13 protein-coding genes are annotated in these 13,805 nt (G+C 41.1%); 10 read left to right on the plus strand and 3 right to left on the minus strand.

The window, feature by feature from the left end; all coding sequences use genetic code 11:
- Positions 1–274 precede the first annotated feature (274 nt).
- From MTF64_RS02530 to MTF64_RS02540, 3 genes are all read left to right on the plus strand, one after another.
- Entirely contained in the window at positions 275–496 is a 222-nt protein-coding gene (locus MTF64_RS02530) for a hypothetical protein (protein ID WP_024032720.1), read from the plus strand.
- A gap of 180 nt (positions 497–676) precedes the next feature.
- Positions 677–2,704, plus strand: a complete 2,028-nt coding sequence (locus tag MTF64_RS02535) for an ATP-binding protein (RefSeq protein WP_248450408.1) — start codon at positions 677–679, stop codon at positions 2,702–2,704.
- A 17-nt stretch (positions 2,705–2,721) separates the two neighbouring features.
- Positions 2,722–2,973 (plus strand): hypothetical protein, encoded by a 252-nt coding sequence (locus MTF64_RS02540; RefSeq protein ID WP_248450410.1) that lies wholly within the window; start codon positions 2,722–2,724, stop codon positions 2,971–2,973.
- A gap of 111 nt (positions 2,974–3,084) precedes the next feature.
- On the opposite strand, the gene ahpF is transcribed toward MTF64_RS02540, so the two are convergent.
- Positions 3,085–4,668 (minus strand): alkyl hydroperoxide reductase subunit F, encoded by a 1,584-nt coding sequence (gene ahpF / locus MTF64_RS02545; RefSeq protein WP_248450412.1) that lies wholly within the window; start codon positions 4,666–4,668, stop codon positions 3,085–3,087.
- A 156-nt stretch (positions 4,669–4,824) separates the two neighbouring features.
- Complete coding sequence (gene ahpC, locus MTF64_RS02550; protein ID WP_004587118.1) at positions 4,825–5,394, minus strand: alkyl hydroperoxide reductase subunit C; 570 nt, start codon at positions 5,392–5,394, stop codon at positions 4,825–4,827.
- 254 nt (positions 5,395–5,648) lie between these two features.
- Here ahpC and MTF64_RS02555 point away from each other — a divergent pair, with 254 nt between their 5' ends.
- From MTF64_RS02555 to MTF64_RS02565, 3 genes are all read left to right on the plus strand, one after another.
- On the plus strand, positions 5,649–6,068 hold the full coding sequence (locus tag MTF64_RS02555) for a DUF3429 domain-containing protein (protein ID WP_054981772.1): 420 nt from the start codon (positions 5,649–5,651) through the stop codon (positions 6,066–6,068).
- 67 nt (positions 6,069–6,135) lie between these two features.
- Positions 6,136–6,534 carry a hypothetical protein gene (locus MTF64_RS02560; RefSeq protein WP_029774450.1) on the plus strand — a complete coding sequence of 133 codons (399 nt, stop codon included), beginning with the start codon at positions 6,136–6,138 and terminating at the stop codon, positions 6,532–6,534.
- 3 nt (positions 6,535–6,537) lie between these two features.
- A complete protein-coding gene (locus MTF64_RS02565; protein ID WP_248450414.1) occupies positions 6,538–7,362 on the plus strand; it encodes a class I SAM-dependent methyltransferase in 825 nt (274 codons plus the stop codon).
- Here MTF64_RS02565 and MTF64_RS02570 read toward each other — a convergent pair.
- On the minus strand, positions 7,357–8,967 hold the full coding sequence (locus tag MTF64_RS02570; RefSeq protein WP_248450416.1) for a GMC family oxidoreductase N-terminal domain-containing protein: 1,611 nt from the start codon (positions 8,965–8,967) through the stop codon (positions 7,357–7,359). The two genes, MTF64_RS02565 and MTF64_RS02570, sit on opposite strands and share 6 nt — an antisense overlap.
- A 176-nt stretch (positions 8,968–9,143) precedes the next feature.
- Here MTF64_RS02570 and MTF64_RS02575 point away from each other — a divergent pair, with 176 nt between their 5' ends.
- The 4 genes from MTF64_RS02575 (at position 9,144) to MTF64_RS02590 (ending at position 13,789) form a co-directional block, all read left to right on the plus strand.
- Positions 9,144–10,160 carry an AraC family transcriptional regulator gene (locus tag MTF64_RS02575; protein ID WP_248450417.1) on the plus strand — a complete coding sequence of 339 codons (1,017 nt, stop codon included), beginning with the start codon at positions 9,144–9,146 and terminating at the stop codon, positions 10,158–10,160.
- Positions 10,161–10,448: 288 nt separating this feature from the next.
- A complete protein-coding gene (locus tag MTF64_RS02580) occupies positions 10,449–11,450 on the plus strand; it encodes a Gfo/Idh/MocA family oxidoreductase (protein WP_248450419.1) in 1,002 nt (333 codons plus the stop codon).
- Between the two features lie 512 nt (positions 11,451–11,962).
- The gene (locus tag MTF64_RS02585) at positions 11,963–12,712 is read left to right on the plus strand and encodes a FadR/GntR family transcriptional regulator (protein ID WP_248450421.1); all 750 of its coding nucleotides are present in this window, start codon (positions 11,963–11,965) and stop codon (positions 12,710–12,712) included.
- 219 nt (positions 12,713–12,931) lie between these two features.
- Positions 12,932–13,789 (plus strand): DMT family transporter, encoded by an 858-nt coding sequence (locus tag MTF64_RS02590; RefSeq protein ID WP_055253837.1) that lies wholly within the window; start codon positions 12,932–12,934, stop codon positions 13,787–13,789.
- Positions 13,790–13,805 lie beyond the last annotated feature (16 nt).

Genomic DNA, 13,805 nt, shown 5'->3' on the forward strand with positions numbered 1-13,805 from the left:
TGAGCATACTTGGTATTTAGGTAGGCAAATATGATGAGCTAAAACTGTTTTTAAATAATCCCAAAAACAACTGCGTTATCATACTGATCAGTGCTTAACTGCTTAGCCCATTAAAATAAGGACTAAACAGGCAAATTTTTAACTTTAACAGTCAACAAACTCTATAATTATTGTTATTTTGTTAAGGCATATGCAAAAAGCTAATTGTCCCTAGGCAGGCTCTTTTAGCAGCTGTTAAACAAATCACTATACATTGAGAAAATGAGAGAAATTTATGAGCGATAAAATCAATCCAGACGCGTTACACGCACTAAAAATTGCATTTACTTACATGCCGCAAGCAATTGAAGTAACAAAGTACGAATATGGCGAGCGCTATCAAACTGTGCTTGATCATATTGAAGCCGTGCGCGAAGTGTTGCTTATAAACGATGTAGATCCAGAAGAAGTAGGCGGCGACATAAACCCAGAATACACGCCTAATTCTACCTATTAATGGGAAAAGTTTGCTAATTGAGCAAAACAATTAAGTTCGCGTGTTGATAGCCTAACACCCATTACTCAATATATTGCTCAACGGTTTACGCCTGTTGGTATAAACTGTTAAAAACATATAAATAAATGTGCCTATCTGCCGATACGCATAACGATATAAAATACAATTAAGGTAATTGCGGTGAACTTTTTAAGGCGTTTTCACGATATAGTCTCAGACCAAACTCTGGATTTTAATTCTAAAATTAAAAACCTACTCGCGTTTGGCCTAGAAGTGTTCAGCCTTGATGTAGCAATAATTAGTAAAATTGATGCTAATACGTACACAGTATTACATGCTATAACACCCGATAACGCCTTATTACCCGGTACACAATTTGAGCTAGATGGCACCTATTGCGTCCATACGTTATCTGCGGGCTCGGCGCTTTCGTTTCATAAAGCTTCACAAAGTACGATTGCAACTCACCCTTGTTACATAAATTTTCAACTTGAGTCCTACATTGGCGCACCTATAAAAGTAGCCGATAAAACCTTTGGCACTGTTAACTTTTCATCACCTAACGAGTCAACTGCATTTAGCGACGAAGCCTACGATTACATTGAGCTATTTGCTCAGTGGTTAGGATCTGAATTTGCAAAAATAGACACTAAAGAGCAACTTTTAAAAAATAGCTACACCCTGTCAAAGCTCGAAAACATCGCGAATATCGGCACTTGGGAGGTCGATTTAATCGAGAACAAAGTTTATTGGAGTAAGCAAACTAAACGCATTCATCAGGTAGCCGATGACTATCAGCCAATAGTTGATAACGCGATTGAGTTTTACAAAGAGGGCGCCAGCAGAGAAGCCATAAATAAAGCGGTAGAAAACGCCATAAACAAAGGTGAAAAATGGGATTTAGAGCTTGAGGTTATTACTGCACAAAACCAAGAAATTTGGATTTCGACTTTTGGAGAAGCCGAGTTTCACGAAGGTAATTGCATAAGGCTATTTGGTACATTTCAAGACATTACCGAATCAATCTTACTTAGAGAAGCGCTAAAAAAGAAAAAAGCCGAAGCAGAGCATATGTTAGAAGATAGAAGTATGCTATTTGCTAAAATTAGCCACGAGTTACGCACCCCCCTAAATGGCATAACCGGCATGCTCACCACCCTAATAGATGAAAAAGACACTGAAAAACGAGACGAAAAAATAAAAATAGCGCTACGCAGCGCTGATATTTTACTAAACATTATCAACGAAGTACTCGATTTTTCTAAAATTAATCATGGTGAATTAAAACTAGAGCCAACCGACGTACTGCTTAAAACCATATTTAGTGATTTAGCCTCTTTATATACCCCGTTATTTAAAGAAACCCATGTTGAATTAATCATAGATAATACAATTGATGATAGCTGCTGGGCCTTTTGCGACAGTACACGCCTGAGCCAAATTACCTCTAACTTATTAAGTAACGCATTAAAATTTACCGAGCAAGGCCATGTAAAACTTAAAACACAGCTCATAAATAATAACGATGCGCTATCTCTTGGTATCACTGTTTCTGACACTGGTCGCGGAATGACCCCTGCCTTTTTAGAGTCTTTATTTTCGCCGTTTACACAAGAGGTTGACGCTAAAAATAATAAAGGGGGCACAGGGCTTGGCCTAGCAATTATAAAAGAGCTTGTAGAATACATGGGCGGCACAATAAAGGTGACAAGTGAGCTACAAAAAGGCTCAACGTTTAGCATTAATATTCCGCTAGAGCTTGGTAAAGAGCAAGTAATAGACGATATTAAATCAAAAATTGAGTTAAACAGCCATTCGCTCAGTGTACTTATTGTTGATGACAACGATATAAACCGCCGTGTGCTTGATGCCTCTCTTGATAAGTTAAACGTAAAAGCCGACTGTGCCATTGATGGCCAAGACGCTATTTTTAAGTGTAAGCAAAAGCATTACGACCTTATTTTCATGGATTGCATTATGCCAATCCTGGATGGTTTTGAAGCCACTAAAACGCTGAGAGCGCAACGTATTTGCCCTAGCGAAAGCACCTACATTGTAGCGCTAACTGCTAATACATCGTCGCAAGATAAACTAGCTTGCCAGCAAGCAGGCATGGATATGTTTGTCTCTAAGCCGTTTAAGCTGCCGCACATAGAAAAAGCGCTTTCTAATGCCTTAGAACATACAGCTAAAGTAAATTCGCTTTAATTTAGTAAGGACATACTATGAGAAATATAATAAGAACATTACTTTTTACTGTACTGTGTTTAGCCATATTTAAAGGCATTTCTACAGGGCAATGGGGTTCATCAATAATCGTTGTTATTGTATCAAGCGTATTGCTATTAGTTACGTTTATCAGTGGTAAGGCATCACAAGGCCGTTCAACTTATACAAGCACTGACTCTTCAATTTATGCTAGTAATAACTCACACTCTAATAACGATTGCGGTGGGGATTCTGGTGGCTGTGATTAATAGAGATATTGTTATAAGCATTAAAAAAGCCGCCTTTGGAGAGGGCGGCTTGGGTTAACAAACAGCTTTTGGGTGTACCTATTGCTGTTACATCAAGAGAAGGTTTGCCTATTAAGCTGCATTTTGGTCTTGGTTGCTTTGCTCGCTATGGCGAATTAAGTAATCAAACGCCCCTAAGCTTGCTGTTGCACCACTACCCATTGCAATAATGATTTGCTTAAACGGCGTATTTGTCGCGTCACCCGCACCGTAAACGCCCGGTAATGAGGTTGCGCCTTTAGCGTCAATTTCTATCTCGCCAAACTTGCTTAGTGTAAGGTCGCTCTCTTTTAACCATTCGGTATTAGGGATCAAACCTATTTGTACAAAAATACCTGCAAGTGCTAATGATTTTTCCTCACCTGTTACACGGTCAGTGTAATTAAGTCCGGTTACTTTTTTACCATCGCCTACTACTTCAGTGGTTTGCGCATTTTTAATAATAGTGATGTTGCTTAAGCTATTCGCTTTACGAATAAGGACTTCGTCAGCGCGCAGCGTATCAGCAAACTCAAGTACCGTTACATGCTCTACAATGTTAGCTAAGTCGATAGCCGCCTCTATACCCGAGTTACCACCACCAATAACAGCCACAGGCTTACCCTTAAATAGCGGACCATCACAGTGTGGGCAGTAAGCTACGCCATGGCCGCGATATTCTTGCTCACCAGGTACGTTCATTTCACGCCAGCGTGCACCGGTTGCTAAAACAAGCGATTTAGCTTTTAAAGTAGCCCCGTTTTCAAGGGTAATTTCATAACCATTACTACCGCGACCAAGCCCTGCTGCGCGTTGGTTATGCATTACATCTACATCGTATTCTTTAACATGCTCTTCAAGCTGAGCAACAAGCTTTGGACCTTCAGTGGCTTTAATCGAAATAAAGTTTTCGATAGCCAACGTATCGGCAACCTGGCCACCAAATCTATCGGCAACTATACCGGTGTTTAACCCTTTACGAGCAGAGTAAATAGCGGCTGAGGCACCCGCAGGTCCGCCACCGACTACTAATACATCAAACTCGTCTTTTTCGCTTAGTGCTGCAGCTTGCTTAGCAGCGCCTTTAGTGTCTACTTTATTTAAAATGTCGGTCAGGCTTAATGCACCTTGGCTAAATGGTTCGCCATTTAAGTACACAGCTGGTACTGCTAAAATATTGCGCTCTTCTACTTCGTCTTGAAAGAGTGCGCCGTCAATCATTGTTGCTTTAATTTTGCTGTTTGTTGCTGCCATTGTATTTAGCGCCTGCACTACTTGCGGGCATGTTTGGCAACTTAAGCTTATGTATACTTCAAAATTAAGTTCTTGATTGAGTGATTCTATTTGTTCAATGTCTTCGCTTTTTGCTTTACTTGCGTGTCCGCCAGTGTGTAAAAGCGCTAACACTAAACTTGTAAATTCGTGACCCATAGGTACGCCAGCAAACGTAATGTGGGTGTTTTTTTCAGGTGAATGCACAACCATAGATGGGCGACGTGCGCTCGAATCGGGGTTGCCCACTACCGTAAACTTATCGCTTAGCGAGGCTAAATCGTTTGCTAAGCTTTCTACTTCTGCTGATTTTTTGCTGTCATCCAAGGCAATAAGCAGCTCAACAGGTTGAGTAAGCGATTCAAAATGGCTTTTTAATTGATTTTTAATGTTGTTATCTAACATGGCTTAACCCTTTTTAGGAAAATTTAAACAGCAAGCCTCCCACGCCAACCAATGCATGTGCTAATGAGTCCGGGTTGAGATAGGAGGCACCAACAAACGAAATGATGTTGGTTTAAGGGCAGTTACCTGCCCTCATAAAAGTGGGTAAACCTATATTTAGATTTTACCAACTAGGTCTAGTGAAGGAGCAAGTGTGTCTTCACCTGGCTGCCAAGATGCAGGGCAAACTTCACCGTCGTGAGTTGCAATGTATTGAGCAGCTTGTACTTTACGTACTAACTCTTTAGCGCTACGGCCAATACCTAAATCGTGAGTTTCGATTACTTTAATTTCGCCCTCTGGGTTCATTACAAAAGTACCGCGAAGTGCAAGGCCGTCATCTTCAATCATAACGCCAAAGCTGCGAGTAATACGGCCAGTTGGGTCGCCAATCATTGGAAATTTAATTTTACCAATAGTGTCTGACGTGTCATGCCATGCTTTATGCGTGAAGTGAGTATCAGTTGATACTGAGTAAACTTCTACACCCATTTCTTGTAGCTGCTCGTAGTAATCAGCAACATCGCCAAGCTCAGTAGGACATACAAACGTGAAATCTGCAGGGTAAAAGAAGAAGATTGACCACTTACCTAGTACGTCTTTTTCAGACACTTCTACAAAGTCACCATTGTGGTATGCAGTTGCGTTAAAAGGTTGAATTTTTGTGTTGATCAATGAAGTGCTCATAGTATTCCTCATTTATATTTAAAGTGTTTTAAAGTTACTCAACGCAGCCAAAATATGTGGCCTTTCGCGTTGGCTTGATTAATACAATAAGCCCATTGGTAAACTAAATAAAATTGATTGTTTAGATTAAAACAATCGATTTTTAAGATTGAACTATCTAGCTCTTCTATTCGTAAACGATTTATTACCTGTAAGTGCTAAGAATACTGCTACAATAGCCGCGCTAAAAAACACACAACATAAGGCATGCTGTAATGGAAAAATTTGTTAATCATATTCAACTTGGCTATTTGGGGTTACTACCCTTTTTGGGCTGTGTAGCGTGGCCGCTTATGTTTGGCAGTAATAGCGTTAACTTGGAGTTTTTTACTTTTTACAGCATTGCCATACTGGCATTTATGGCGGGCAATTTATGGCGCGCTGGGATGCAAAGCTACAGCGATGCAATTAAAGCGGTTGTGCCTGTTATACCCGTACCATTTTTATCGTTTATTCCGCTGGAGTGGGCGCTTGCCTGGTTAGGGGCTAGTTTTTGGTTAGTTCTTATCTTTGAAAAAGCCACACCACAATGGCAAACCTACCATCGCGATTATCAAAAAATGCGCTTTATTCTTACCTCAGTAGTATTTGTGTGTCACATACTCACCATTGGTATGAGCCTTTACCCAAAATAACCTTGCGCTGCTTAACCTACTAGGCGTAATAGTGTAACATCCGCGCACTGCTATTTAAGGACGCACCATGATTGATACATTACGCCAGCAGCTTAACGAGCTTGGCGAAAACTACGTAGAAAAAAACGCCGCTTTTAAAATTAAAGTTATTCCGTTTTTTTGCGCTATTAGTATTAAAAAAGATCACAAAAATGAAGGCCGGCTCAGCTTTTACTCAAACCAATTAATAGAAATACTGTTAGTGGTGTTATTTATGTTGTTTGGGCTTACGCTTTATAACCCAGAGGCGGGTTTTACACATGGACCTATTCATATTGTGTTTGCTATTTTAATTACCTTTAATTTAATTTTAAAACAAATAGCCATTGAAGGGCTTAAAACACGCCTTGCGTTTCACCGTTTGCATGGTGCTAATACAGCGCAAAATACTCAAAGTGCAGATCAAAACACTCACAAATCTAATTAAGTTATGTATTTAAATCCTAATTGGCGAATTCTCACCGTAGGCGATGGCGATCTATCGTTCTCTAATGCGGTGGTTAATCATATAAAACCGGCAAAGTTAGTCGCATCTACTTATGATAGCGCCAAAACCATAGAGCAAAAATACCAACACAATGCGCTAAGTAGTTTAAAAAAGTGTCATGTAGAAGTTATTAATTGCTTTGATGTAACGGACCCTTTATGTTGGCAAAAATTAGCTGCCCACCAGCACAGCTTTGATGTAGTTATTTTTCAGTTTCCGCTTATTCCAGCCTTTGTAGGGCGCGAAGCATTTGAAAGCAACACCCAAAAAACCAGCATGAACGTGCTTAATCGCGCGTTACTACATCAATTTATTAAATACGCTAACAATTACGCGCTCGACAAAAGCGGCCCTATGCTTTGCTACATAACCTCAAAAGATGTAAAACCCTATCGCGAGTGGAACATTGAAGGCAGCTTAAGTAATGGCCTTGAGGCTAAGTACGCGGGCCAAATGCCTTTTGATATTAACCAGTTTGATGGTTACAAAATAAGAAACGTAGACCGTGACAAACACGTAAAAGACACCAGTGGCATCACTTATGTGTTTACGCCTAAAGCAATCTCGGCGCAATCTGACGAACTAAGCACGCACCTTACAAAGCCTGCGTATTTAGGTGAAAATCATTGCTCGCTTTGTCGGGTAGGCCCTTTTATTGCCACCGAAGATGAAAACAAACATCTTAACGCTAAAAAGCACCAACAAATGCTTAAGCTAGAAGATGACTGGCAGGCGTGGCTTACTCACTTTTACAACCGCAACTTATAACCCTGTTTTATAGCTCAATTTAATTAAATCAGCGGCCTTTTCAGCAATAGCAATAACAGGTGCGTTTGTGTTACCTGTTACTATGGTTGGCATAATTGAGGCGTCAATAACCCTTAAGCTGCGTATCCCGTGTACTTGTAGTTTGCTATTAACCACCGCCATATTGTCGGTGCCCATTTTACAGGTGCCCACAGGGTGATATTCGGTATCGGCAGTTTGGCGAATAAATTCAATAAGCTGGGAATCGTTATTTACATCAAGCGGGTAAACAAAGTTACCACGAATTTTATCAAAGGCGGGGCTTTGCATAATGCGCAGCGCTTTTTTAAGCCCTGCAAGCATAAGCGATAAATCATCAGGGTGGCTTAAATAATTAGGGTCGATAAATGGCGCACTGCGTGGATTGCTATTGGCAAGCCTTATTGTCCCTCGGCTTTTGGGACGCATAATACTACTGTGAATACTATAGCCATGGCCAAGGTGAACTTTGCGACTATGATCGTCCACCAACCCAATTACAAACTCAAGTTGAATATCCGGCGCAGGCGAATTATCCAACACATTAATAAACGCATGTGACTCAGCAAAATTACTGGTTAATATTCCGCTGCGTTTACTAAACCACTGCGCACACCCTTTAATAATACTTGCAGCGCCTTTTACACTTACCCCAAAGGTGCCTTTTGCTGTATTTGCTTTACACAAAGGCACCACGGTTAAGTGATCTTGTAAATTACCCCCTACTCCTTCCAGTGCATGTTCCAGTGGTATGTTATGCGCTGCTAAATGCGCTTTAGGGCCAATTCCTGAAAGCATTAACACCTGCGGAGAGTTAATTGCTCCGGCGCTTAAAAGCACCTCCTTTTTGGCCATTAATGTAATAATTTTACCGCCGCGCTCAAGCTCTACGCCGTGGGCGACCTTATTTTTGATTATAATTTTATTAACGTGGCTGTGGGTAAACACACTAAGGTTAGGCCTGTTTAAGTGCGGTGTTAAATACGCTTTTGCAGCACTACAGCGCTCACCATTATGTTGCGTAACCTGCGAAAGCCGTGCTCCATGTTGCTCAGCGCCATTTATATCGTCATTTAACTGTATTCCTTGCTCAACACACGCCTTTAAAAAGCAAGTGTTTAGCGCACTTGGCTTAGTCAGCTCTTGCACATGCAATGGCCCTTTTGTGCCATGTAACGCGTTATTAAACGTTTTATTGTTTTCGGCTTTTATAAAATAGGGTAATAAACTGTTGTAGTCCCACCCAAGGTTGCCATTTTGTGCCCAGTTATCGTAATCGTATTTATTACCGCGAATATACACCATGGCATTAGTAGAGCTTGACCCACCAAGCACTTTGCCCCGCGGTACAAAGCCACATCGGTTATTAAGTGCCTTTTGCGGTACCGTGTTGTAATGCCAACTATTTATGCCATATGGCACACTGGCCGCAATACCCGCAGGCATTTGAATTAAAGCGCTATTATCGCTACCGCCCGACTCTATTAAGCACACACTTATATGCTGATCTTCTGATAAACGCGCAGCCAGTACACAACCCGCACTGCCTGCGCCAATAATAATATAATCAAACGTGTGGTTACTCATAGGTGCCTTTGCATCATCACTATTTAGGTGTTATTGGTAGCTGCTTCTGCTTTGTGCATCCATGCAGTTGTAAATAAGCAGTTTTATTGCAGCGTGCTATTCGCTCTATAGTGCATAGATTAAATCCTAAAAACTTGATATTTTTAGACACCCTCTTTAATTTACAGCGCCAGTGTATGAGCAGCCCAATACGTGCCACCTCTTTATATTCAATAGACTCGTTAATTAAAGAGCTTGGCGCAGATCCAGCAAGCGTAATGAAAACCTGTAAGGTCAATGTCGACTTTAATAACCTTGAAAACCAATATTTACCCTATTTGAGCTATGCAAATTTATTAGAGTACTGCAGCCACACGCTTAACTGCCCAAGCTTTGGGCTTAAATTAGCAAATAAACAAAACTTTGATATTTTAGGCCACATAGCAATAGCCGCTAAAAGTGGGACTAATTTAGAAGAAGCGCTTAGCTGGGTGGTTAAATATTTACACTTACACAGCCCCGCATTGTGCTTAACAACGCACTCATTAGATAATGACGAGAGCTTATTTTTATCGTTTGAATTTAACCTAAAGCCCCTGCCACAAATAAACCAAGCCATAGAGCTCACGCTTGGCTTAGCCATGAGCATAATAAAAAAATTAAGTAATAATCAGTGCAAGCCTCGCACTGTGTTTTTACCGCAAAAGCTGGCAACTAATACACTCGCATACAAAACCTATTTTGGCTGTAAAGTAATAGAGCACCGCAACAGTGCGGGCATTGTAATAAACAAAGCCGACTTATCGATAAAGCTTAACCACAATAACCTTAATAAAACCGACGCGGCCTTTAATTTTTTAGCTAAACGCAACGAACATAGTCAGTCATTACCTGCCCAAGTAAGCGCACTAATAAGGCCAATGCTGCCTATTTATCAGTGTTCAAACCAAACTATTGCCGAGGCACTTAATATGCACCCGCGTACCTTGCACCGTGAATTGGCTAAACATAACACCAGCTTTGTAAAACTTAAAGACACCACACGTCGGGCGCTGGCAGCGCATTACTTGCTTCAAAAACAATACTCTATCAGCACTATTTCAATGCTTTTAGGCTATCACGAACAGGCAACCTTATGCGCAAGTGTTAAACGCTGGTTTGGGTATTCTCCTAGGGCGTGTCGAACTTTGTGGATTGAAATTTATTCAATCTAGGGGCGATTTAATCGCGGCGCGAGGTTTGTAACCTAGTGGGCTAAGTAAAAATCGAGCAACAAAGAGTCAATCGTCCCTAGAAAGAACCCATAGGGCAGCGCATGTTTGGTCTTTATGCTGCGTTATCGCCTATTTATGGGGAATAACCACACTACATAGGCTCTGCTTTGCCTGAAAACCAAACATACTGCTGTAAATTCAACCACCAAAGGTCAACACGCCCTAAAGCATACAGGGCAAAAAAAATGTTAAAGTAACAGCTCTTATTATTTAAGCTAAGGAGCAGGCATGAACTTTGTCATTGTCGGTACAAATTTTATTAGTGATACCCTATTAAGCGCAGCAAATACGTTACCTGCATTTAATTTATACGGTGTGTGCTCACGCAAGCAATCAAGCGGCGAAGCCTTTTTATCTAATCACCCCAATACCGATGTAAAAATTTTCACCTCAATTGAGCAGGTATGCCAAGACCCCAATGTTGATGCGGTGTATATTGCAGCGCCAAATAGCCTACACAAGCAATATGCAGTAATGTGCCTTGAAGCAGGCAAACATGTACTAGGCGAAAAACCTTCAGCCGCTAATAGCCAAGAGCTAAATGCTATTTTAACTGCAGCTAATGTCAATAAACGCCTATACATGGAAGCAATGATGACCACGCATTTGCCAAACTTTGCGCGACTTAAAAATGCGCTGAGTAAAATTGGTAAACCCCGTAAGTTTATTGGCCAATACAGTCAGTACTCATCACGTTACGATAAATACAAAAACGGCGAACGCCCAAATACCTTTTTACCGGAATTTGCCAATGGCGCTTTGCTCGATTTAGGTGTGTATCCGCTTTACCTACTTATAGCACTTTGGGGCGCTCCACAGCGCGTGAGTGCCAGTGGGGTACTATTAGATACAGGCGTAGATGGCGCAGGCGACGTATTATTAAATTACGATGATAAACAAGCCGTTATTAGCTACTCTAAAATTTCTCAAGGCGATAACATCACCGAAATACAAGGTGAGCGCGGACGCTTACGAATACACGCCGTGTCGCAGTTAAAACACATAGAGTTTGTTGCCAATAACGGGGAGGTTGAGGTTATTTCAGATAAATTTGATGAGCACTTTATGAAATACGAAGTTGCGCACTTTATGCAAACCATAAACGCGCAAAAGCGAGAGTCAGATGTGAATACACATCAGCTTGCCCGCGACGTAATGAACGTACTTGATACCGCAAGAAAACAGCTTGGGGTAGTTTACCCTAATGATAAAAACGCAGCAGCGGACTAAAGTTGACCCCCATCCGTGGGCAATCAAGGCAAGAGCCTAGTTGTAATTATGCGCTTACTTATTTTTTATTAGGTACAGCTAAATTACACAGGCTCTTTATCAAAGCGTGTAGATTTTTAATGGTTTAATTTGCATAAATCTATTCACCATTCAACCAAGGCAGCGCCAGTTATTAGGCGAACTAGGTTACTCACCTCGCACCACCATTAACCCGCGACTAGATTGCACACATTTCAATCCATTAAAGTTAGCTTGCTCTAAGCACGCTTATATAAATGAGCAAAGTTAACTTAGCACACAAAAACATGACCAATCAAGCTAGCCAATTATTAAAATTTATACTAAATTGGTAACATAAATAGGTTAACACTGATTTATAATATTATATGACCGTTACATCACTTTAGAATTTTGACATAATAGTGAATTTTGGGGTAACCTCTGCTAATAACAGTAGGTTTAGGCTATTTGAGCCTATTAGCCGCTATTCCTTAAGGTAATAAAGGTAGAATATGGGAAACCGTCGCTTATTTTGGCGCATTGTTGATAAAGTTGAAGCTTTGATAAACCAAGGAGAGTTTTCTGCTGGGAGTCGTTTACCACCAGAGCGAGAACTTGCCGACATGTTTGACGTAAGCCGCCCAACAATTCGTGAAGCTATTATTGCATTAGAAGTACGAGGCCGCGTAGAGGTCAAAACCGGCTCAGGCGTTTATGTAATAGAACAACAAGAAACATCTGTAAAAACTAAAGAGATCAGCGCTTTTGAGCTAACACAAGCTCGCGCACTCATTGAAGGTGAAATAGCCGCACTTGCCGCTCAATCAATCACCGATGAAGAACTAGCTCAATTAAAGCAAACGCTAATAGCCATGGAAAAAGGCTTATATGTAGAACAAGCAGACCGCGAGTTTCATGAAATTATAGCGCGTGCTACACGTAACAAAGCCCTTGAGTATGCAGTGGCAAATTTATGGGATTTACGTTTAAACAATTCACAAATTGTGGCTGATTATGGCAGTGTGTGTAAAAACAATAACGATTGCGTAATGGATGAGCACACCGCTATTTATAACGCGCTACAAACACACGATGCAAGCGCCGCACGTACCGCAATGCATAAACACTTTAACCGTTTAATTAATGCATTATTTGACGCTGTTGAAGCGCGTGCGCTTGAAGAAATCAAACGTAAAAATGATGAAAAACGTGGCCTTTATTCTTTAGATGGCCTAGTTAAAAGTGCTAGCAAAACACGCTAAAACGACCTAAACGTTTATGAGCCAGCGATCTATTCGCTGGCTTTTTTATTTTAAGGCACTCAGCGTTTGCCTTTAGCTATGCATAAGCAGTTACGCTAATTCATCGCACATATTAGTCACTCCCTCCCAAATTTAATGTGTATGCCATACAAGCTATTACTTAGCCAATAAAAAACAGATACACTGCGCAAAACTAGACGATTGTTACCAAGGAAAACAATGCAATCATCCACTAAAGACTTTTTGCTCGCGCTTGTGTGCGTTATTTTAGCAATGATCACAATTCAATCTGGCGCCTCATTTGCTAAGCAGTTATTTCCTGTTGTTGGCCCCGAAGGCACTACTGCACTTAGGCTTGGCTTTTCTGCACTTATTTTGTGTTTAATATTTAAACCGTGGAAACACCTACCAGCTAAAGGTAATCGGTTATCAATTGTGGTATACGGTTTAAGCCTAGGCGGAATGAACATTTTATTTTATTACGCCATTGAACGTATCCCTTTAGGGATTGGTGTTGCGCTTGAATTTACCGGTCCATTAGCGGTGGCGTTATTTAGCTCACGCGCTAAGCGCGACTTATTTTGGGTGGCGTGTGCAATTGCGGGTATTTTACTGTTACTGCCCGATATGAGCAGCCAAGAAAGCCTAGACCCAATTGGCGTAATACTCGCGCTAGGTGCCGGTGCTTGCTGGGCAGCCTATATTTTATTTGGCAAAAAAACCGGCACGCAAAGCTCAGGCGGCGCAACGGTCGCACTCGGCATGACCGTAGCAGCCATTGTACTTGTACCTTATGGCGGCATATTACAAAGCAATGCGTTTACATGGAGTGTTATACCGCTGGGCATAGGCATTGCTATTTTATCAAGCGCACTGCCCTATACACTAGAAATGGTTGCACTGCGTAATATGCCCGCTCAAGGGTTTAGTATTATGCTAAGTTTAGAGCCTGCATTTGCGGCCCTTGCTGGGTTTATTATTCTTGGCGAGTTATTAACCTTGTGGCAATGGTTGGCTATTTTATTGGTGATTATAGCTTCGGTGGGTAGTTCATTTTCGAGTGTTAAAAAACAATAATCGCCTCTATAAAAAG

The organism is Pseudoalteromonas sp. 2CM41L (genome assembly GCF_023161905.1).
Taxonomy (GTDB): Bacteria; Pseudomonadota; Gammaproteobacteria; order Enterobacterales; family Alteromonadaceae; genus Pseudoalteromonas; species Pseudoalteromonas atlantica.

Coding starts and splice junctions, on each gene's coding strand:
- MTF64_RS02530 (WP_024032720.1), top strand. CDS start 275: ATGAGCGATAAAATCAATCCAGACGCGTTACACGCACTAAAAATTGCA.
- MTF64_RS02540 (WP_248450410.1), top strand. CDS start 2,722: ATGAGAAATATAATAAGAACATTACTTTTTACTGTACTGTGTTTAGCC.
- ahpF (WP_248450412.1), bottom strand. CDS start 4,668: ATGTTAGATAACAACATTAAAAATCAATTAAAAAGCCATTTTGAATCG.
- ahpC (WP_004587118.1), bottom strand. CDS start 5,394: ATGAGCACTTCATTGATCAACACAAAAATTCAACCTTTTAACGCAACT.
- MTF64_RS02555 (WP_054981772.1), top strand. CDS start 5,649: ATGGAAAAATTTGTTAATCATATTCAACTTGGCTATTTGGGGTTACTA.
- MTF64_RS02560 (WP_029774450.1), top strand. CDS start 6,136: ATGATTGATACATTACGCCAGCAGCTTAACGAGCTTGGCGAAAACTAC.
- MTF64_RS02565 (WP_248450414.1), top strand. CDS start 6,538: ATGTATTTAAATCCTAATTGGCGAATTCTCACCGTAGGCGATGGCGAT.
- MTF64_RS02570 (WP_248450416.1), bottom strand. CDS start 8,967: ATGAGTAACCACACGTTTGATTATATTATTATTGGCGCAGGCAGTGCG.
- MTF64_RS02575 (WP_248450417.1), top strand. CDS start 9,144: ATGAGCAGCCCAATACGTGCCACCTCTTTATATTCAATAGACTCGTTA.
- MTF64_RS02580 (WP_248450419.1), top strand. CDS start 10,449: ATGAACTTTGTCATTGTCGGTACAAATTTTATTAGTGATACCCTATTA.
- MTF64_RS02585 (WP_248450421.1), top strand. CDS start 11,963: ATGGGAAACCGTCGCTTATTTTGGCGCATTGTTGATAAAGTTGAAGCT.
- MTF64_RS02590 (WP_055253837.1), top strand. CDS start 12,932: ATGCAATCATCCACTAAAGACTTTTTGCTCGCGCTTGTGTGCGTTATT.